At 50.6% G+C, this 20,040-nt stretch carries 15 protein-coding genes; 7 read left to right on the top strand and 8 right to left on the bottom strand.

Features of this window, described 5'->3' with window-relative positions; all coding sequences use genetic code 11:
• Positions 1–39: 39 nt before the first annotated feature.
• Complete coding sequence (locus KXJ70_RS04430; RefSeq protein WP_219042235.1) at positions 40–1,038, bottom strand: metal-dependent hydrolase; 999 nt, start codon at positions 1,036–1,038, stop codon at positions 40–42.
• A 133-nt stretch (positions 1,039–1,171) separates the two neighbouring features.
• On the bottom strand, positions 1,172–1,426 hold the full coding sequence (locus KXJ70_RS04425; RefSeq protein ID WP_219042234.1) for a TIGR02647 family protein: 255 nt from the start codon (positions 1,424–1,426) through the stop codon (positions 1,172–1,174).
• A gap of 211 nt (positions 1,427–1,637) precedes the next feature.
• Here KXJ70_RS04425 and KXJ70_RS04420 point away from each other — a divergent pair, with 211 nt between their 5' ends.
• A complete protein-coding gene (locus KXJ70_RS04420) occupies positions 1,638–3,098 on the top strand; it encodes an amidase (RefSeq protein ID WP_219042233.1) in 1,461 nt (486 codons plus the stop codon).
• A gap of 84 nt (positions 3,099–3,182) precedes the next feature.
• Here KXJ70_RS04420 and KXJ70_RS04415 read toward each other — a convergent pair whose 3' ends face one another.
• The 5 genes from KXJ70_RS04415 to KXJ70_RS04395 form a co-directional block, all read right to left on the bottom strand.
• Entirely contained in the window at positions 3,183–3,944 is a 762-nt protein-coding gene (locus KXJ70_RS04415; protein ID WP_219042232.1) for an SDR family NAD(P)-dependent oxidoreductase, read from the bottom strand.
• A 47-nt stretch (positions 3,945–3,991) separates the two neighbouring features.
• Positions 3,992–4,756, bottom strand: coding sequence for an SDR family oxidoreductase (locus tag KXJ70_RS04410; protein WP_219042231.1), 765 nt, complete (start codon positions 4,754–4,756; stop codon positions 3,992–3,994).
• Between the two features lie 53 nt (positions 4,757–4,809).
• A complete protein-coding gene (locus KXJ70_RS04405; RefSeq protein WP_219042230.1) occupies positions 4,810–5,787 on the bottom strand; it encodes an NADPH:quinone oxidoreductase family protein in 978 nt (325 codons plus the stop codon).
• A gap of 60 nt (positions 5,788–5,847) precedes the next feature.
• Complete coding sequence (locus KXJ70_RS04400; protein WP_219042229.1) at positions 5,848–7,428, bottom strand: AMP-binding protein; 1,581 nt, start codon at positions 7,426–7,428, stop codon at positions 5,848–5,850.
• 176 nt (positions 7,429–7,604) lie between these two features.
• Positions 7,605–9,968 carry a TonB-dependent receptor gene (locus KXJ70_RS04395; protein WP_219042228.1) on the bottom strand — a complete coding sequence of 788 codons (2,364 nt, stop codon included), beginning with the start codon at positions 9,966–9,968 and terminating at the stop codon, positions 7,605–7,607.
• 388 nt (positions 9,969–10,356) lie between these two features.
• Here KXJ70_RS04395 and KXJ70_RS04390 point away from each other — a divergent pair, with 388 nt between their 5' ends.
• The 6 genes from KXJ70_RS04390 (at position 10,357) to KXJ70_RS04365 (ending at position 18,413) form a co-directional block, all read left to right on the top strand.
• Positions 10,357–11,409, top strand: a complete 1,053-nt coding sequence (locus KXJ70_RS04390) for an AraC family transcriptional regulator (RefSeq protein ID WP_219042227.1) — start codon at positions 10,357–10,359, stop codon at positions 11,407–11,409.
• Positions 11,410–11,653: 244 nt separating this feature from the next.
• Positions 11,654–12,823 carry an iron-containing alcohol dehydrogenase gene (locus KXJ70_RS04385; RefSeq protein ID WP_219042226.1) on the top strand — a complete coding sequence of 390 codons (1,170 nt, stop codon included), beginning with the start codon at positions 11,654–11,656 and terminating at the stop codon, positions 12,821–12,823.
• A gap of 57 nt (positions 12,824–12,880) precedes the next feature.
• The gene (locus tag KXJ70_RS04380; protein ID WP_255558186.1) at positions 12,881–13,342 is read left to right on the top strand and encodes an acyl-CoA thioesterase; all 462 of its coding nucleotides are present in this window, start codon (positions 12,881–12,883) and stop codon (positions 13,340–13,342) included.
• Between the two features lie 59 nt (positions 13,343–13,401).
• Positions 13,402–14,577: a hydroxymethylglutaryl-CoA reductase gene (locus KXJ70_RS04375; protein WP_219042225.1), complete on the top strand. Its 1,176-nt coding sequence runs from the start codon at positions 13,402–13,404 to the stop codon at positions 14,575–14,577.
• A gap of 144 nt (positions 14,578–14,721) precedes the next feature.
• Complete coding sequence (locus tag KXJ70_RS04370) at positions 14,722–15,195, top strand: hypothetical protein (protein WP_219042224.1); 474 nt, start codon at positions 14,722–14,724, stop codon at positions 15,193–15,195.
• Between the two features lie 245 nt (positions 15,196–15,440).
• A complete protein-coding gene (locus tag KXJ70_RS04365) occupies positions 15,441–18,413 on the top strand; it encodes a methyl-accepting chemotaxis protein (protein WP_219042223.1) in 2,973 nt (990 codons plus the stop codon).
• A 48-nt stretch (positions 18,414–18,461) separates the two neighbouring features.
• On the opposite strand, the gene KXJ70_RS04360 is transcribed toward KXJ70_RS04365, so the two are convergent.
• Positions 18,462–19,964, bottom strand: a complete 1,503-nt coding sequence (locus KXJ70_RS04360; protein ID WP_219042222.1) for a succinylglutamate desuccinylase/aspartoacylase family protein — start codon at positions 19,962–19,964, stop codon at positions 18,462–18,464.
• Positions 19,965–20,040 lie beyond the last annotated feature (76 nt).

The raw sequence follows: 20,040 nt of genomic DNA, 5'->3' as shown, positions 1-20,040 counted from the left end.
AAATCCGTATTGTTTGTTGCGCAGGGTGTTGGCGAGATGTTACTCGCTTAGCATTTGCCAGAACTGCTGCAGTTTCGCTTGGCCATCACTACGGTGTGTTTGAAATTGCACGTGACTATTTGGCGAATCTGGTGACAGTTCGATACTCCAAAGTGCATCCAGTTCATTGGGCAGGAGAGAATAGCGAATATCAATAATGCGCGACGGGTTGTTTGGGTCTAGTGCGATATAGCCTTTAGAAAACCAGCGAAAGCGCTCAATATCTGCGGCTTGGCGGCTTGTTGAAATAAGCCACGGTAAGTCTGAGTTCAGTGTCAGCACAGGGATGCTGTCGCCGGGGAAAATCTTTGTTGTCCTGCCGACGCGGACTGCGTCCACGTAAAAGGCATCGTCAGTGCGATACACAATTTTCCAGAGCAGGATGTTGCCGAAGGAGGGTTTTGCCTCCAAGCTGCGAACGAGATGGCCGCGGCTGGAGGCCAGTTGGTAGCCAAGCGCTTCGGCGCGATCTCGTTGCCACCAACCCAGGCATGGATAGGCAATGACCCAAAAAAGTGCTACCGACGCAGCCCACTGCCAGTGTTTACGTAGGCTGAGCAACAGCAACCCGGCGATGGGCAAGGTATAGAGTGGGTCGATAATCGACATGACGTTCCACGCTACGCGCTCGTTACTAAACGGCCAAAATAGTTGGGTACCATAGGTGGTGCAGGCATCGAGTAGTGCATGGGTGGCGTAACCCAGTGTGCAAAATAAAACGCTTTGCGGCCAGCTGAGGTGGCCTCGCCGCCCTATCAAATAGTGCAAAACCAAGCCGCAAATTAGGCCGCCCAAGGGAATAAAAGTAAGCGAGTGGGTGAATTGGCGATGGTATTCAAGAAACAATAATGAGTCACTACTCGAGCGAATAAGCACGTCTAGGTCGGCGGCCATACCCGCAAAAAAACCGAGTGCGACGGCGACGCCGCGTTGTGCGCTGCGATTGCGGGAGTTGCGAACAGCAACCGCGCCAAGTAAGCCTTGGGTAAGGGGATCCATGTGGTGCTCTGATTTTTGGGCGAGACGAGAGTGTAGCTGAAAAAGGACGGGTAATTCACGTCATGTCATTAATAGTATCCCGGTCGGAAATAGGGTGATGGCGAGCTATTTACCGACCAGTATTTCCTAGTAATCAGCCGGCAACAGCTTCTTTTTTGCATTGTAAGACAGTAATCAGGCTGTCTAAATGGCGAATGACTTCGACACCACTATTAGTGAGGTAGCCACCGTCTGGCAGGGTGATTAAGTCTTTGTCAAAAAGCCGCTGGGTGGCCGCAATGGTGCTTGCGTCGGCGGTATGATGTACCTTGATGCCTTCCAGTGCGGAGGCGGGGTTAAATTGGGTGAGTACGCGTATTTCGTCAAGAACGTCATTAGATAGCGGCATAGCTACAACCTTGTATTGTTATGAAGTAAAGGTCTTGCGTATAACATCCACACAGGAATGTTAGCTCTGGGGAGATTGTTTTTCCGTATACCCAGACTGAATACTGTAGCGCGATTTTGTCTGTTCGGCCAAAGGCATTTTGATTATTTAATTATTCTTGGCAAACGGGGCATGCCGGTGGGCATTAGAAGAATAAAACGGGGAGTAATGAATGTTTAAAGAATACGGTGAATACGATGCCCTGGGTATGGCGAATTTAGTCAAGGCTGGTGAGGTGACACCTGCGGAGTTGCTCGATGCAGCCATTGCCCGCGCCAATGAGATTAACCCTGCGATCAACGCGATTATTCATCGTTTCGATGACCGAGCTTACCAGTATATTAAAGATGGCCTACCCCAGGGGCCGTTCACCGGGGTGCCTTTTGTACTAAAGGACTTACTGGCTGCGTTTGCCGGTGAACCTATGACCATGGGCAGTCGGGGGGTGGCGGTAGTGCCTGGTTATGACAGCGAGATAGTGCGTCGCTACAAAGCCAGTGGTGTGAATATATTCGCCAAAACCAATACCCCCGAATTTGGACTCATAATCACCACCGAACCAAAAGCCCACGGGGCTAGCCACAATCCCCGCAAGTTGGGCTATAGCACTGGTGGTTCGTCGGGTGGCAGTGCGGCTGCGGTGGCAGCTGGCATTGTACCGATGGCACACGGTGGTGACGGCGGCGGTTCCATCCGGTTTCCCGCCTCTTGGTGCGGCGTGTTCGGTTTAAAGCCCTCCAGAGGCCGTAACCCCTTGGGCCCTGATCAAGGCGAGGATTGGCAGGGCGCCGTTGCGGAGCATGTGTTGACGCGTAGTGTGAGAGACAGCGCGGCAATGTTGGATTGTAGCAGCGGCCACGAGATTGGCGCTCCCTATAATATTGCGCTGCCAAGCGCTACGTTCTTATCGGCGACTACCCGCGATCCAAAACCGCTTCGAATTGCCCTGAGTCGCAAACCGCTGGTAAATACCTTACTCGATCCCGAGGTAGACGCCGCGCTGAGTAAAACAGCGCAGCAGCTGCGTGATCTCGGTCATGAGGTCATTGAGTGTGAGCCTGATATTCATATTGACCGGTTTTGGCGCGACTTTTTTGTGGTGGTCTGTGGCGAGGTGGCAGCGATGGTCGCACTCTACAGTCGACTGTACGGTAAAGCTTGTGTCGCAAAATTCGAGCCGGCAACTAAAAATATGGCGATGATCGGGCGCTCTTTAAGTGCGGCAGATTTGGTAGCCGCCAAAAAAGGGTGGCATGACATTCAGCTTGCGATGGGACGGTTGCTGGAGCATCACGATGTCATGCTTTGCCCAACCGTGCCCACGCCCGCAGTGCCCCACGGCGTATTGCCTAACAGTCGTATTGAAGAGCTACTGATGTTGGCTTCTCATCGAATTAATGTGGGTAAATGGTTATTTAGCGCGGGATTAGTTGAGCAGATGGCCACACCGGTACTCGCAAAAATGGCGTTCACCATCATGGGGAACATCACCGGCTTGCCGGGCATGTCAGTGCCCCTGCACAACAGCAGTGACGGTTTGCCGATAGGGATGCAATTTACTGGTCGGATGAATGACGAGGCGACGCTGTTCGGTCTTGCCGCGCAATTAGAGCGCGATATAGGCTGGTCTTGAAACCGCGTCGTGATGGATTGTGGCGGCGAGGCCGGCGCCATCGTTACCCCGCATCGCCATCGCGATAGCTGTCTATAAACGTGTTTACCGAGCGGAGGCGCCGCCATCAACGGCAATCGCTTGTCCGTTAAGATAGCTGTTCTCCGGCGCCACCATCATTACCATGGCGGCGACGATTTCGTCTGGTGCTCCTAGGCGCTTCATGGGCGAGCCTTTTGCTAGCAAACCCTGCATAGACTCATCCATGCCGTCGGTGACTAAGGGTGTCGGGCTGAAATACGGACAGATCGCATTGACCCGTATATTGTGTTTTGCATATTCCAGCGCTGCAGTTTTGCTAATCCCAACCACCGCATGTTTAGCTGCGCAATAGGCCGTTAATTTGGGCGCGCCACCCAAGCCTGCCATGGACGCGACATTGAGTATCGTGCCGCCCTCAGACTGAGTTAGCATTTGTCGAATTTGGTACTTCAATCCGAAAAAAACGCCTTTGGTGTTAACCGCAAAATTAATATCTAGGTCGGCTTCTTCAGTGTCAATTAGCGACTTCATCGGGCTCGACATGCCCGCATTGTTGATGGCGATATCTAGTCTGCCGTAGCGCGCCACAGCGGTTTCTACGAGGGAGCGAACATCCGCCTCTATAGATACATCACAGCGCTGCGTGACGATATCGCAACCTCGATTTCGGAAGGGTTCGGCAAAATCGTCGAGTGATTCAAGGATTTGGTCCGAGAGCACTAACTTGCTGCCCGCATTGGCAAAGCGCTCCACAAGCAGCCGACCGAAGCCGCCAGCTGCGCCAGTGATTAAAATAACTTTGTCGTTAAAGTCTTCAGTGTTCATGTTTGACTCCCGTGCACCATTTGTAAGAAATGCTTGAATCCGCGTGGCTAAATTGTCAAACCACCATCCACAACAATACATTCGCCATTGGTGTAACTAGCGGCATCCGACGCCAGATACAGCACGGTTCCGGCCATCTCCTCGGGTTCGGCGTGACGGCGCAGAGGGATCGCGCCAACCACTTGTTCAACTAATGCTTGCTGTTGAAACAGGGCGCCGGCAAAGCGAGTTTTTGTTAAACCGGGCAACAGGGCGTTGACGCGGATTCCCAGTGGTCCGCACTCTTTGGCAAAGGATTTAGTCATATTCACCACGGCGGCTTTGCTGATGGAGTAGATGCCTTGCAGTTCGGCCGGTTGCAGCGCGTTGACTGAGGCGGTGTTAACGATAGCTCCGCGGCCTTGTTCGCGCATCAATTTGCAGGCCTCGATCGTCATGAAGAAATAACCGCGAATATTGACCTCGACGGTTTTGTTAAAGGCATTGAGGTCAGTGTCGAGAATATTGCCGTAGTAGGGATTCGCTGCTGCATTGTTGACCAAAATGTCGAGCTTACCGTGACGCGTTTTAATTGTTTCAAACAGCGTGGCAATATCTTCCATTGACCCTACGTGACAGGCTATCGCCTCAGCTTTACCAGCTGACGCTCGGATAGCTTGAACTACCGACTGACAGTCATCTATTTTTCGACTTGAAACAATGACGTGGGCACCATGTTTGGCTAGTAACTTTGCGATGGCTTCACCAATACCGCGACTGGCGCCGGTGACTAGGGCTATTTTGCCGCTGAGATCGAATAGGGATGTACTCATTATGATTTTCCAATTACGTATAAATTTGGTTTAGATATTCAGTATTTTAAGTCTTAGGGCAGCAGAACCACTTTGCCCTTCACTTTGCGTTCAACCATCATTTGCAAAGCGTCAACGGCTTCGGCTAAGGGCAATTCGGCGTCGGTAATAACCTTGATTTGCCGATTGCGATACCACTGAAATAACTCTTTGAGATTGTTGGCAAAGACCTGGGGTTCATGCTGGGTAAAGCTTCCCCAAAATACACCGATAAGCGAATATTCTTTTACTAGCGTTAAATTAACGGGCAGCTTGGGAATCTCGCCGCTGGCGAATCCGATCACCAGTAAGCGGCCATTGCGTGCCATGCAGCGCGAACAAATGTTAAAGGCATCGCCGCCAACTGGGTCAAATACGACGTCTACACCTTTGCCTTGGGTGATGCGCTTCAATTCAGCTTTTAAATCTTGCTCGCTGTAATTAACCAGCTCATCAGCACCATTGGCTTTGGCAATTTCCAGCTTTTCTGCGCTAGAGCACACGGCAATTACTCTTGCGCCGATTGCTTTGCCAATCTGCACCGCGGCGATGCCTGTGCCACCCGCTGCACCGAGTACGACCAGGGTTTCACCAGGCTGAATGTTTGCGCGTTGCCGGAGTGCGTGCTGAGCAGTGCCGTGAGCACAGACCAAATTGGCTGCGTCGACAAAGGGCATATCATCGGGGATGGCAACAACGCTGGTCGCATGGCATTTCACCTGCTCGGCATAGGCGCCGTAGCCCGCGCTAAAACCGAGTACTCGGGTGCCGGCGGTGAGTCGTGTCACATCCTTTCCGCAGCTTAGAATTTCGCCTGCGAATTCAAGGCCGGGGGTAAAGGGCAGTGCGGGCTTATCTTGATATAGGCCCTGTACGATTAGCGCATCGGGGAAGTTAACGCCGGCTGCTTTGACCGCCACCACCACTTCGTTGGCCTCAGGTATTGGATCGGGTATGTCTTGGTAAACAAGTTCCTGGATTGGCGCGTAGTGTTTGCAAATAATAGCTTTCATAATTTTCAACTTCGATCGTGTATAAATAAAAAGGGGACGCTGCGCATACCCCGTTGGGTTTTAGTCGCGCAACTCGCGACGCAGTATTTTGCCAACATTGCTTTTAGGTAGTTCATCGATAAGTGCTATATGTTTAGGCACTTTATAAGGCGTGAGCTGGGTGCGTAGGTAATCGCGTAAGCGATCGGCGTCGAAACGATTACTCGTGGGCACCACAAAAAGTTTAATGGCCTCGCCAGATTGCGAATCGGGAACACTGATGGCGGCGCACTCTAAAATATCTGGGTAACTGCTCGCTACCTCTTCAATCTCATTGGGATACACATTAAATCCAGACACCAGAATGATGTCTTTTAAGCGGTCGACCAATTTGAGATAACCATCTTGCTGACGAATGGCAATATCGCCGGTGCGCAGCCAGCCGTCATCCGATACTACTTCTGCGGTGGCTTCGGGACGCTGCCAGTAACCTTGCATGACCTGCGGGCCGCGTACACACAGCTCTCCGGCTTTCCCGTCTGGCAGCGTGTTACCTTCGCGATCAATAATGCGAACCTCGGTACCGGGTACCGGTATGCCGATGGTCCCCGACTGGATACGCCCTGGTGGATTGGATGAAATAACCGGTGACGATTCTGTCATGCCGTAACCCTCAGCGATTTCAATGCCAGTCAATGCCTTCCATTGGGTGGCTACTTTTTCGCTGAGTGCCATGCCGCCGGCAGAGGTGCTTTTTAAGGCGCTAAAGTTCAGTTGTTGAAAGGACGGATTGTTACAAAGGCTGGCAAAGAGGGTGCTAATGCCCGGAAAGCCGGTAAAGGCATAAGGTTTTACCGCCTCGACCAATGCGTCGGTATTCCGCGGATCAGGTATTAGTATGTTGTGGCCACCACGGAATATGAGGGTGAGCATTTGTACTGTAAAAGCATAGATATGATAAAGCGGCAATGCCGCCACATAGGTTTCTGCCCCTTCATTGAAATAGGCGGTGGATTGCGCGATACATTGGCGCGCATTGGCGACAAGGTTTTGGTGGGCGAGCATGGCGCCCTTGGCAACACCCGTCGTGCCTCCGGTGTATTGAAGAAGCGCGAGTGAGTGAGGCTCGAGTGCTACAGCAGTAAAGTCCGCATTTGCGCCAGCTGCCAGAGCATCGCGAAACCCCACCTCACTGAGCAAACCCGATTTGGGCATCGACTGGCTGTTTGCGCCAGCTGCGATGGCACTGTGCAAATCGCCTACGTCGGTAAGGATGACTGTCTGAATTTGGGTGTTTTTGGCGACCGTCTCTAAGACTGCTTTTTGCGATGCCAGTGTCACTAGCGCTTTGGCGCCGGAATCAGAAAACTGGTGTTGCATTTCTCGCGGAGTGTATAGCGGGTTGGTGTTGACGATCACAATACCCGCGCGCATAGCACCGAAAGCGGCAACCGGGTACTGTAATAAATTGGGTAACTGAATAGCGAGTCTGTCGCCGGGTTTTAAATCTGTTTGGGTTTGCAGAAATATAGCGAATTGGCTACTTAGGGAATCCAGCTCTTTATACGTTAGCGTTTTTCCTAGGCATGTAAATGCCGGCTTATCGGGGTAGGTGGTAAAGGCGTGTTCGAGTAGGTTAACTACAGTATTGGTGTCGTTCATTGCTAGCTACCATCGGTTGTGGGTCGCGTTGAGAAGTGCATTTTTGATAAGATTTTTGCGAGGTAAAAAGCGCGGTGTTTCTCTTTTGTACCTAACAATAGAATATGTTGTCAGGTAAAAAGAGAGACGCCGCGAATGGCCTTCCTGGGAGATCTAAACTTACTTAGCGCAGCTGTTTAAAATTTGTAGGTGACCTCAAGCCCAAGTACTCGACCTTTGGCGAGCGGTGCAAACGTGCCACCGATGCTGGCTGGTAGCTGCGTATCACCGCCGTGCTTCACGTCATCCAGTAAATTATTACCGTAGATGCCGACCACCCACGATTCATCATTGGTGTGGAAATCTACGCCAGCATTGAGCATTTTTTGCTCGGTGATAAAGCCTTTATTATTGTCGGTATAGGCTGATTCATCGCGAAATGCGTAGCTAATACGAGACGCGATATAACCAACAGAGCCGAGGCTGAGGTCGTGATTTACTCCCACGCTGTAGGTCAACTCTGGCGCACGGGGCAAGTCGAGATCTTCGTCCTGACTGTCGATATTGCCGTCGCCATTAAGATCGGCTTTTACATCTTGATACTCGGCATCTAGCCAGCCGATCGACGCCGTGAGAAGGAGGCTGTCTGTCACCGCGATGGCGCCGTCAATTTCGATCCCGAAAATCTGTGCGTCGGCTGTATTTCGGATCAGCTGGTTGGTACCCAGCGCACCAGGGAAGTTAAGCTCGCGTTGCATATCTTTGATCTGGTTATAAAATACCGCCGCATTTAAACGGCTGCGACCGAATTCAGATTTAAAGCCAAGCTCAAAGTTGTCCACGGTTTCTTCATCAAAGGGACCGGGAATGTCAGCTGGATCTTCGCTATCGTAGGGCGCAGGTATTGTGTCAGTGGGTAGAGCGGTATTGCGAAGATTGTAACCACCGGAGCGGAAGCTTCGAGTCCAATGTGCAAAGAGCCTCGCGTCGTCTGACAGCAGATAGGTCATGCCAATTTTAGGAGACCAGTTACTCCAGTCTTCACTGTCCTCAAAATCAAACTGACAAGATGCTGCATCGCTTGGCGATGGCGCAACAATATTGCAGGTCGGGTCGCCAAATAATGGCGAGTTGGCGGGCAGCGTGGCAATCCTAGCTTCTTTTTCTTCGTAGCTATAACGCAGACCCAAGTTAAGAATTAGCGATTCTGTGACATCGTAATCTAAAGAGCTGAATATCGCCCAGGTTTCGACTCCGTAAATGCCGCCGCCGTCGAAGGAGATTGGGGAAGCAGTAAATACATTCGGTCCAAATAAACGGCGCTCGTGATAGTCGAGGTCACTATTGAAATAGAATATTCCTGTGGTTAGGTTGGCTTTTTCGGCAAAACGCCCGGTGTAGCGCAGCTCATTACTGACTTGGTCTTGTTCGGTCCAGCTACTTGAGTGAAAAATCCAGAACGGTTGTGAGTCTATATCACCGAGGCTTTGTGCTTCGTATGTACGCCAGCCGGTGATATTGGTGATAGTGCCGTCGCCAAAGGCGACATCGTGATTAATTTCCAAGGTCATGAAATCGGTTTTAGTATTGTAAAAGCCGCGTTCATCAATCGAGAAATCGTGGCTGTCGCGGTCCCAACTAGAGGTGACGCCGGGGATGGCATTTGTCGCTGCTTCAACACCATCGCCATTGCGGTGGTTTTGACCGGCAGGGCCATCGCTATCATTTTTGGCATGCTCCCAACGAAAGATAACATCCGTGCTGTCGGCGGCTTGCCAAGTGACAACGCCGCGTATCATTTCCTGCTCCGCCGCACCAAAGTCTTCGCCGTCTAATTGGTTTTCGAACCAGCCGTCATCGTCGTTTAAGTACATGGTAAATTTGGCGCCAACGGTGTCGGTGACAGGGCCACCTATTGTGCCCATTAGGTACTTGTTGAGGCCACCAGGTCCGCCGCCATCAACGGCTGCTTTGATGCTGCCGGCAAGCTCATCTCCTGGCTTTTTGGTGTTCATTAAAATGGCGCCACCGGTCACATTGCGGCCGAACAGGGTTCCCTGCGGGCCGCGCAATACTTCGACACTCTCTAGATCGAATACGTCAAACACCATGCCGCTGGAAACGCCCATGTAAACGCCGTCGACAAAAATGCCGACGGTTGGGTCAATTGACAATATCGAACTATTTATGCCGAGGCCGCGTATCGAGAAGTTAGCGTAGCCCTTTGCCGTTCCAGCATCGTCTAGGGACACGTTGGGTAGGCCGACAGATAGGCTTTCCATATTGCGGACTTTAAGTGCGTCGAGTTGATCTGAGTTGTATGCGGAAACGAGAATCGGCACATCCTGCGAGTTCTCTTCTCGTTTGCGGGCGGTCACAATCACTTCCTCCATTAGTGTGGCGGCGCTTCCTCGCATTTGGGTTTGTGCCACTGCGGTGGTGTTGCCCAAGCTAGCGGCAATCCCCGCGGCCAATGCTAGGTGTTTAAAGCGAAGTGGATGTCGTGACGAAAAACGGTGTCGAGTTAACGGTAAGCTGCATGGTAATTCGGTAGATTTCATTTTGTACTCCTTATTATTCTCAGAACATAAAATGTGACTGTCATGCTCTGGAAATGTTAATTATTGTTCTAAGCTGCCGGGCCGACGGTTCTGGTAAAAGCTCGTCCTGATCCAGTTAATGGAGAGACTAGCGAAGGGCCTGTATAAAAAAAATAACAATTCCCGCCGAAGTCAGTTACCAAAAACGCCTATCGCTAGTGAATTGTCAGTGAAGTGGCCGTTGAGCGAGCTCATACTGGGTGGGGCGAGCTAATTTTTGCAGCGCGACACATTGCGCTTGCAAAACAACAGGGCTCATTCGATTGGCTAGCAAAGCTCGGCCGCTATGACGTATATTGTTTCCTGTGTGACGACGCGGCTCAATCCACTCCCATGCAGGTTGAGAAAAATGATGTTGAATGAAGAAATAAAAATACCGACCAGCTATATCCAGACACTGTTAAACCGTGTGCAGGAGCGAGGTTACGACACGGAGCAACTATTAAAAGAGGCGCAGATCGACCGCGCCGAGCTTGAGCAACATCGTTATTTTTCTGCGGTGCGTTTCGGCAAGCTTTACCAATGTGCGCGCGGAGCCATGCAGGACGAATGGTTTGGTATGTTGACCGGTGGCAAAATTCATAAAGGCTCTTTTCGCTTGTTATCGCTGTTGATGGTGCAATGCAAAACCCTGCGCCAGGCATTGCGGCGAGCTAGAGAGTTCGGCCATATTTGCCGCGGTTTCAAAATCACCGTCGGCTTAGACGAGATCGACGATGTCGCGCGCGTGCGCATGGAAGCCTTGGATCATGTCGACCCAGATGAATACAAAGAAATCATCACCAACTCGAATCCGGCGACGATCCGCACCACGATGGCCGCTTGGCAGCGACACTGGAGTTGGCTTATTGGCAGCGAAGTGACGGTATTAAAGACCTATTTTGCCTTTCCAAAACCCAAGGACGATTGGGAAATGGCACAGTTTTCTAGTAAAGAAACAGTGTTTGATCACGACTTCAACGGGTTTGAGTTTCCGCGTGCGCTACTCGACTATTCGATTATTCAAACAGCTGAAACTGCCGAAGAGTTTGTGCGAATAGCCCAGTTCAGCCTGATTGTGAACATTGGTGAAGAGCACACCACCAAGTCGCGTATCAAAGCGATGTTGAATCAGAATGTTGGCCACAATATGTTGTGTGCAGATCGTGTGGCCGAGCGTCTGAATATGTCACTCACCACCCTGCGACGGCATCTGCAGGTGGAGGATACGTCGTTCCAGCGTCTTAAAGACGAGTGTCGGATGGAGGCCGCATTCCACTACCTGGGTTGCCCTGACATAAGTAATCGTGAAATCGCCGAGCGTTTGGGCTTCGACGAGGTCAGTGTATTTTTCCGCGCTTTCAAAAAATGGACGGGATTAACGCCTGGTCAATATCGCACCTCTCATTCTGTTGGCGATTAAGTCCGCAGGCTACCTTGATTATTTTTGCATATATCTTGTTGCCGTGCCGTTCCTCCATGAATGGTATTGCGCCCTTGCTTAATTTTCCCCGCGTTTACACGTCGACGCTTTTGGTAACTCACATCGGCGGAAATGGCAATTGCGTGTAGCGTGTAATTTTCTAGAATCTCTCCTATATAAAATTAATTGCGCGCGCTGCTCTATCACCTGCTGAGAGCAGCCGTGCGCAGCAAGCTGGAGAGCCATGCGCAATTTCACTTTTACTACCAGTAAGTCAATCATCGTTGAAGTCGGTGCGGCAAAACGCATTGCTGAGATTTGTCGCGAGCAGGGAATTTATAATCCGCTTATTGTCACTGATCCGGGAATTGAGAAAGCTGGCGTATTAGATGTTTTGTGTGATTGTCTTAGAGCTGAAAAAATGACTTTCGCCACCTTCGCTAAGGTGGTGGCCGACCCACCTGAAGTCGTGGTGAAAGAGGCGCTTGCCTTGGCAGCATCTGAGCGCGTCGACGGTGTGATAGGCCTCGGCGGTGGAAGCTCGCTAGACACTGCCAAGCTAGTTGCGCTATTGGCCAAGTCCGGTGAATCCCTGCAAGCTATTTACGGTGTCGAGCAAGCGCGCGGACCGCGACTACCTTTAGTGCTTATACCCACCACCGCGGGTACCGGTTCAGAGGTAACGGCAGTTGCAATTGTAACGACTGGCGCGACCAGCAAAATGGGTGTGGTATCAAAATTTCTCTATCCGGATGTTGCTATTCTAGACGCTGAGTTAACGCTGGGATTGCCGCCCGCTATCACTGCTATGACCGGTGTCGATGCCATGGTTCACGCTGTGGAAGCCTACACAAGTGTGCGGCAGAAGAATCCTTATTCGGATTTGCTCGCCGGTGAGGCGCTAAGATTGATGTCGACCCATATATTAAATGCGACTCGAGATGGCAGTAACCTGGAAGCTAGGCAGGGCATGATGTTGGGCGCCTGTCTGGCGGGGCAGGCATTTGCTAATGCCCCCGTTGCCGCGGTGCACGCTCTGGCATACCCCCTTGGTGGCCATTACCATATTCCCCACGGCTTGAGTAATTCCTTGATTTTACCGCAGGTGCTGGCCTTCAATGCGCCCGCTGCAGAGGAGCTGTATGCGGAGCTCGCCGAGTTTGTTATTCCACCGTTGAGCTTAGATCTAGGAAAGCCGTCGAGCACATCAGAACGTTGTCAGCAATTCATCGACTACTTTGTGAGCTTGATCAAATCCTTGGCGTTACCGTCGCGTCTGTCGGAAATGGATATTCCAGAAAAAGACCTCCCTATACTTGCGGAGGATGCAATGAAGCAACAGCGTTTGCTGGTGAACAATCCTAGACCCGTTACCGCCGCGGACGCATTGGCGATATATCGCGCTGCGTATTAGATGCGCAACGTAGATCTATACCAACACCAAACTTATGCAGCAGGGTAAGCAAAAATAATGACAAAGCCGATTACTGCGTCCGAATCGCCGGACTCAATGCACCGCCAACACTATCGCTGGTTTCTGCCGATTAGTACTCGATGGATGGACAATGATGTGTATGGCCACGTTAACAATGTGAATTACTATTCCTATTTTGACACGGTCGCCAATACCTATCTTATTGATCATTGCGGACTCAATATCAAACTCGGTTCCGTCATCGGATATATAGTGCACTCCGAGTGTTTTTATAAGCATGCGCTCGCATTTCCTCAGCAACTTGAGGGCGCGTTGCGAGTAAATCGCATTGGGAGTAGTTCAGTTCAGTACGGTATTGCGATTTTTTCTGCGGGTGCGCAGCAAGCCAGTGCCTACGGTACATTTACCCACGTGTTTGTGGATCGGCAGACGGAGCGGCCGGTCGAAATTCAGGGAGAGCTTAGAGCCGGATTGGATCACCTGTTGCACGCGACGTGATGTGCGTGGCAGAAATCTATCCTCCTGTCTTTACTAATAATATTTGGGAATATCACGCAATGACGTCAATAAAAATACCTCGTCAAGCCGACAATGATTACACTCGAGAAGCAGCCGCCGAGCGGCGCCGCTTTATTGAAAATAACACGCCAGCAATTTTGCATCATACCTCCCAGTTTTCTTTTGATCCAAATATTCTGCCTGGAAATATTGAGAATTTTTCTGGCGTTGTGCAAATGCCGATGGGCTTTGCAGGCCCACTATTAATAAACGGGGAACATGCGCAGGGCGACTTTTACGTGCCTATGGCGACTACCGAAGGAACCCTTGTCGCCAGTTACAATCGCGGCATGGGTTTAACGCGCGCGGCGGGTGGAATTACCACTACAGTAGTTGACGACGCTATGCAGCGCTCACCGGTTTTTGTGTTTGCGAGCGCGCGTGGTGCGAAACACTTCGACGAATGGATGCGCGAGAATTTTACGGCGATTAAAGCTGCTGCTGAAACCACCACCAACACCGGTAAATTGCGCAATATAGAACACTATTTTGCCAGCCGCATGTTGTACCTGCGATTTAACTATAGCACTGGCGATGCCGCTGGGCAGAATATGACCGGCAAGGCGACGTACATTGCCTGCCAGTGGATTATCAATAATTACCCAAAGAAAATTGTGAATTATTATTTGTCGGGAAACATGGATACCGATAAAAAGCACTCTCAACTCAATACACTGCACAGTCGTGGAAAGCGCGTTATTGCCGAAATTACCTTGCCCAGAGCGTTACTTCAGGAAAAGCTAAGGACCACGCCTGAATCCTTGTACCAAGCGCGAAAGACCTCGCAGCTAGGCGGGCTAATGGCGGGGGCGGTTCACAATGGTGTTCACCCCGCAAATGGCGTTGCCGCGGTGTTTATTGCAACAGGGCAAGATGAAGCTAATGTCGCAGAGTCCCATGCCAGCTTGGTGTTCTCGGAAGTGACTCCTGAGGGTGACTACTATTATTCGGTGACGATGCCGTCGCTTATTGTCGCGACCTACGGTGGCGGCACCGGATTGCCGACGCAGCGAGAATGTCTTGAGGCTATGGATTGTTACGGCACCGGCAAGGCACGAAAACTGGCAGAAATAATCGCCGCTACAGTGCTCTGCGGTGAAATATCTCTGGGCGCTGCGGTAGTCTCAGAGGAGTGGGTGAGTAGTCACGATGAGCTGGGGCGAAACCGCCCTTAGGAAAGGCGACGCGCATTTATTGGTCATTTTAATATCAGATCAATAGTCATAAAAATAATCTAGGAGAACTATGTGATGGTGTCACTGCAATCAATAAAGAAAGAACGGCTCGTATTCGGAGCTTACCTGATCGTACTTATCATAATGTTAGAACTGTTTCTGCATCACTTTCATTTGCCGGCATGGCCGGTATTTTTGGTGATGATCTTTTTCTTTGAGTCACATATGGACCGCACCAAAGCACCCCATTTAATACTGGGTGGGATCACAGGTATCGCTTGTTATCTACTTACTCTGCAGTTTGTTGAATTGTTTGCTAGCAGCCTCGGCATTGACACGGCGCGCTTGATTTTTATTTGTATGGTGGTTTACGCGATTGTCGCCTTTGGCGAAATGTTGCCTATGATATTCAATAATTACGCGTTTATGTTTTATCTAGTGAGCGGTCTAGCCGCGAAATTGGACGGTATCCCTCCGCAGCCGTTGGTCTGGATGAGTCTTGTGGTACTTGGCGGCGGTCTGGTTATAGTTAGCATTTTGGGTATTGCTCGCTTGGTTGCGCTCACACTAGGTGCCGCAAGTGCCGCCGCCGAGCCCGACGGTTCGCGGCTTCCCTGACAGGGGGCGCAGTGGTGCAGAACAGCTGACAATAGCCCCCACAATAGAATGTCGCTATTTCATCCCTGTGGTGTGAGTAGGTGCCGGGAATGGTCGCGATCGCCTTAAAACTAACGCATTACCTCATGCGCAGTATTACTTATATCCATCAATGCAAAGGCAGCTTATTGTGATTTACGTCCTACTGTCTTTTGCTATTTAGCAATGGCAGCGGTATTTCATTCGAATAATAACGCGAGGTTGCCATGCCAGCGAAAAAAACAACGACGTCTGAATACGCTCGTTTATCAAGCACATTCGACGCGATCAGCGCTTCTCAGGCAATTATCGAGTTTGAACCTGACGGCACTATTATCACCGCCAATGCTAACTTTCTAAGTGTGACCGGATATTCAGCTGGGGACTTAGATGGCGCGCATCATCGTATATTTGTAGATCCCAGCTACGCGAAGAGCGCGGAATATCGCGAGTTTTGGGGCGCACTGAGTGAAGGCCAAGCCCAGACTGGCGAGTTTTGTCGGTTTACCAAAGACGGCGATATATTTTGGATACAAGCTTCCTATAATCCGGTATTAGACAAAGCGGGCAATGTTAATCGTATTGTGAAAGTCGCCAGCGATATCACCGCTCAAAAGCTTAGAAATATTGACTACAAAGGTCAGATTGAAGGAATTGGCCTGAATCAGGCCGTTATTCAATTTGATGTTGGCGGTACGATTACACTGGCAAATGATAATTTTTTAAATGCGGTTGGCTATAGTCGTGATGAGGTTGTCGGAAAACACCACAGCATGTTTGTTGACCCGACCTATCGCCAGTCTTCGGAATACCGCAATTTTTGGTCAGAGCTCGGTAACGGCCAGGCCAAGGTGGGCGAGTTTAGCCGCGTAAGAAAAGATGGCAAAACCATTTGGTTGCAAGCCTCATACACACCGATAAAAGATTTGGAAGGTAAGGTCTTTAAGGTTGTAAAGTATGCGTCAGACATTACCGCGCAAAAGCTTCGCAATGCCGATTTCCAAGGTCAAATTGAAGGAATCAGTCACTCTCAAGCGGTTATTCAATTTGAAACTGATGGCAAGATTATTGCGGCTAACGATAATTTTTTAAACACCATTGGCTACAGTCGCGATGAAGTTGTTGGCAAATACCACAGTATGTTTGTCGAAGCGGCTTACGGGAAATCGGATGACTATCGACGGTTCTGGGCGTCACTCGCTGCTGGCGAAGCCCAAACCGGCGAGTTTTCGCGCAAACATAAGCAAGGCCACGAGGTTTGGATCCAGGCCTCTTACACACCCATTAAAGATATGAGTGGCAAGGTATTTAAAATTGTTAAATACGCCACTGATATCACGGCGCAAAAAATTCAGAACGCAGATTTCCGCGGCCAAATTGAAGGCATTAGTTCATCGCAAGCGGTTATTCAATTCGAGACCGACGGTAAAATTATTTCCGCCAATGATAATTTCCTGAAAACGCTTGGGTATCGAGCGGACGAAGTGGTCGGCAAGAGCCATAGCATGTTTGTCGATCCCAGTTACCGTCAATCCGAGGAATATCGTCGCTTCTGGACGGCTTTAGCAGCGGGCGAGGCGCAGACCGGAGAGTTTCGTCGTGTTCGTAAAGACGGACGAGATGTTTGGATACAAGCTTCTTACACACCGATAAAAGATATTCAGGGCAAGGTTGTGAAGGTCGTGAAATACGCGAGTGATGTCACTGATCAAAAGTTACGAAATGCCGATTTTGAGGGACAGATTCAAGGCATCAGTTCGTCGCAGGCGGTAATTCAATTTGAAACCGACGGCACGATAATTACCGCGAATGATAACTTTTTGAATACCTTGGGTTATGACTTGGGCGCAGTTGTCGGTAAACATCACAACATGTTTGTCGATTCATCGTATCGTAAATCCGATGACTATCGTCGTTTTTGGGAGGCGCTAGGTGCGGGTGAGGCGCAGGTTGGTGAGTTTTGCCGAAAACACAAAGATGGCCGCGACATATGGATTCAAGCCTCTTATACGCCGATTAAAGATTTCTCTGGCAAAGTATTTAAAGTGGTGAAATACGCCACCAATATTACCGAGCGTAAAGAAACTGTTGCCGAAGTAGAGGCTTTAATTCGCGCGACACAGGAAGGTCGTTTAGAGAATCGCGCAAAACTTGATGGTGCTAGTGGCGACAACCTGAGATTGCTAGAAAATATAAATGCCATGCTTGACGCGATTACCGCGCCGATAAATGAAGTGTCTTCGGTTATGCAGGCCGTTGCTGAAAATGTACTGAGTGTCCAGGTTGCTGGTGATTATCGCGGTCAGTTCGACGAATTGAAGCATTCAGTGAATACTGCCGTTTCCCAGCTGCGTGATTCGATGTCCCACGTTCTTGAATCGTCTAAACAGGTTTCTGCGGCGTCGGGCTTAATTGCCTCAAGCAGTCACTCGGTTGCGGTTGGTGCCTCTCAGCAAGCGGCATCGCTAGAGCAAACTACCCGTTCCTTAGATGAAGTGGCGGAACAGACTCGGCAAAATGCCGAGAATACTCGCCACGCGCAGCAACTCGCACGGGAAACTCAGGATTTGGCCCAGTGTGGTAGTAACACCATGGGTCAAATGTTGAGTGCGATGGAGCGAATCAAAGCCTCAGCCAAAGACACCCAGACCATCATTAATGATATTAATGAGATTGCCTTCCAAACCAATTTACTGGCGCTGAATGCCGCTGTAGAAGCTGCGAGAGCAGGTGAGTCAGGACGCAGTTTTGCGGTGGTCGCGGCCGAGGTGCGCAACCTCGCGCAGCGTGCCAAAGAGGCGGCAAATAAAACCGCCAGTTTAATCGCGCAATCGGCAGAATCTGCTGAAGATGGCGGTCGTTTGTCTAGCGATGTGAATGGTCAGCTAACGAACATCATGGGTGCTGTCGGCAAGGTCGCGAATATCGTCAATGAGATCACCACGGCAAGTGAAGCCCAAACCAGCGGTATTGAACAAATCCACTTGGCTATCTCGGATATGGATCAGGTGGTACAACGCACCGCTGCAGATTCTGAAGAGTCTTCCAGTGCCGCAGAGGAGCTATCTGGACAGGCGCAAGAATTGAACCACATGGTGGGTCGATTTGAGCTTGGAGACGACAAGCGGGTTAGCGATGTGCGACAAAATAAGGCTCCTGAAGCAGCGCCAGCTCGTGGCTGGCAGCAGCGCCGAGCGTAGAACCGCAGCTAAAAAAAGCCAGCGCATGCGCTGGCTTTTTTATATCCCTTATTCAGGGTGCTCTTCTAGCTCGTCATTGGGTCGAGGTGAGCTTATCGACTCCGACGGCGGGGCTTGGCCACTTTCTGGCGGATTATTTTCTGGTTCAGGATCTTTCGGTTTATCTGTCTTGGGTTGATCCACCAGCTGAGAGGCATTGCGCGCCGCATCTTTTACAGCTTTGCGAGCGGCGGCGCTGACTTTGGCTGGATCGTTGCTGGTTTTAGCTGCAGTTTGCGCTGCTTCCCGCGCCACTTCCTTCATGTTTTCAGCGACGGGTTCAAGTGCTTCTGCCACGACGCTGTCCGCGACCTTGTCCGCAGCGACTTTCTTCTCATCAGCGGCAATACCGACATGGTAGGCGGCAAAGCCTGGCATAACCATTTGGTTTAGCGCGAGACCGATAATTTGGCCGTCGACATTAGATCGAATGACCGAGCTGCGGTTGGTAATCGGGTCTGTAACGCTGCCGAGTATGTCGCCTTTTTTAACATTCTGGCCCAGCTTGGCCTCGGTGAGAAACACACCGCTTTGATCTGCACGCAGCCAGGTCGATTTATAAAAGACATTTTGCTTGGGTGCGCGACTCGGTTTAGTAGCAATCATATTCATGTGGTACATCACCGCTTTTATGCCGTTCACACTTTGTATCACTTCTTTAAGCTGCAGGCGCAAGGGTTCGCCCGCCTCAAGAGTCACCGCTGGTATGCCCGCATCTACCGCTGCACGGCGAAGTGTTCCGGGCGCACCGGCGCCGTCTAAGACTGTGACGTCATGGAACATCTTGCTAAATTGCATCACGCTTTCTTTACCCAAATTGCCGCGTAACTGGGTGAGGTTGGTGCGGTGAAATGAGCCCGTGTGAATATCAATGAGGCGGTCACAGTGAGTGATAACTTCGTTAAAAAAGCTGTGGGCAATTCGACCCGCCGAGCTGCCCTTGGGGTCGCCGGGGAAGTAGCGGTTGAGGTCGCGGCGATCTGGCAGATAGCGTGATGTGCGACGAAAGCCGTGCATATTGACGATGGGTACGCCAATAACAACTCCGTTCAATTTGTCGCTCTCTAAACTAAACATCACTCTGCGTATAGCTTCTACCCCGTTTAGCTCGTCGCCGTGTACCGCCGCGGTTAAGCACAGAGTGGGACCGGGTTGATTGCCTGCCGCGACAAGGATTGGCGTTGGCATGGCGAGCCCGGCAATGGCCTGACCAGCTGTCCAGTAGAGCCGTTCAAAACTGCCCCGTAAAATGTCTTGCCCCAGCAAATTGAAAGCCACTTCCGGGGTGCCCTTATTACCAGAGTTTGTATCAAATTTGCTGTTTAAATCGGGGTCTTTGCGCCCATTTGAGGTAAACGTCGTGCCGTCCTCAGCGCTTTTGGTTTCACTGACGGTGCTTGAGTTAAGGGATTTAGATTCGTCCAGTGTCTTTGGAGATTGCTCGTTGGCCGCAGCAGACTGAGTGAACAGTGGCAGACTTAGCGCTATGCAAAAAATAAAGATGCGTCGCATGATACAGCGGATTACTCCGTTATTGTTGGTAAGCAAGCCTAGGCTTGCGCGTTAATTACATTTGTTACAACTAGTA

Origin of the sequence: Zhongshania aquimaris, from assembly GCF_019312595.1 — a bacterium.
GTDB classification, from domain to species: Bacteria; Pseudomonadota; Gammaproteobacteria; order Pseudomonadales; family Spongiibacteraceae; genus Spongiibacter; species Spongiibacter aquimaris.
This window is presented reverse-complemented; position numbering and strand designations above follow the sequence as displayed.

Coding starts and splice junctions, on each gene's coding strand:
- KXJ70_RS04430 (WP_219042235.1), bottom strand. CDS start 1,038: ATGGATCCCCTTACCCAAGGCTTACTTGGCGCGGTTGCTGTTCGCAAC.
- KXJ70_RS04425 (WP_219042234.1), bottom strand. CDS start 1,426: ATGCCGCTATCTAATGACGTTCTTGACGAAATACGCGTACTCACCCAA.
- KXJ70_RS04420 (WP_219042233.1), top strand. CDS start 1,638: ATGTTTAAAGAATACGGTGAATACGATGCCCTGGGTATGGCGAATTTA.
- KXJ70_RS04415 (WP_219042232.1), bottom strand. CDS start 3,944: ATGAACACTGAAGACTTTAACGACAAAGTTATTTTAATCACTGGCGCA.
- KXJ70_RS04410 (WP_219042231.1), bottom strand. CDS start 4,756: ATGAGTACATCCCTATTCGATCTCAGCGGCAAAATAGCCCTAGTCACC.
- KXJ70_RS04405 (WP_219042230.1), bottom strand. CDS start 5,787: ATGAAAGCTATTATTTGCAAACACTACGCGCCAATCCAGGAACTTGTT.
- KXJ70_RS04400 (WP_219042229.1), bottom strand. CDS start 7,428: ATGAACGACACCAATACTGTAGTTAACCTACTCGAACACGCCTTTACC.
- KXJ70_RS04395 (WP_219042228.1), bottom strand. CDS start 9,968: ATGAAATCTACCGAATTACCATGCAGCTTACCGTTAACTCGACACCGT.
- KXJ70_RS04390 (WP_219042227.1), top strand. CDS start 10,357: ATGATGTTGAATGAAGAAATAAAAATACCGACCAGCTATATCCAGACA.
- KXJ70_RS04385 (WP_219042226.1), top strand. CDS start 11,654: ATGCGCAATTTCACTTTTACTACCAGTAAGTCAATCATCGTTGAAGTC.
- KXJ70_RS04380 (WP_255558186.1), top strand. CDS start 12,881: ATGACAAAGCCGATTACTGCGTCCGAATCGCCGGACTCAATGCACCGC.
- KXJ70_RS04375 (WP_219042225.1), top strand. CDS start 13,402: ATGACGTCAATAAAAATACCTCGTCAAGCCGACAATGATTACACTCGA.
- KXJ70_RS04370 (WP_219042224.1), top strand. CDS start 14,722: ATGTTAGAACTGTTTCTGCATCACTTTCATTTGCCGGCATGGCCGGTA.
- KXJ70_RS04365 (WP_219042223.1), top strand. CDS start 15,441: ATGCCAGCGAAAAAAACAACGACGTCTGAATACGCTCGTTTATCAAGC.
- KXJ70_RS04360 (WP_219042222.1), bottom strand. CDS start 19,964: ATGCGACGCATCTTTATTTTTTGCATAGCGCTAAGTCTGCCACTGTTC.